The organism is Paenibacillus sp. EKM212P (assembly GCF_011066115.1).
Classification (GTDB): domain Bacteria; phylum Bacillota; class Bacilli; order Paenibacillales; family Paenibacillaceae; genus Paenibacillus; species Paenibacillus polymyxa_B.
Window position 1 is genome coordinate 1 of record NZ_JAAMNR010000082.1, and the last position, 246, is coordinate 246.

General features: G+C 42.3%; 1 pseudogene. It reads left to right on the plus strand.

The features are described from left to right. Window positions 1-246 (plus strand): annotated as a pseudogene (locus G9G54_RS25940) (hypothetical protein); the annotation flags it as partial.

Sequence of the window (246 nt, forward strand, 5' to 3'; positions counted from 1 at the left end):
GAGCTCTATTGTTTCAACACTTCCTCCGCTTGAAGCTATCTTATGGCATACAGACCGTGAATTTACTGAACAGGAAGCCGTTTTCTTAGATGAAGGCGCACGGTATTTAATTGAGCATCGTCTTGTATGTTCTAAACAAAATAGAAGCGTCATCGATATGGAATGGCTTAAGCCTTGCTTTCCGAGGTTTTTTGAATATGATATATTACGCGGCATGTCCTTCTTGGCAGAATGGTCCCGACGTAG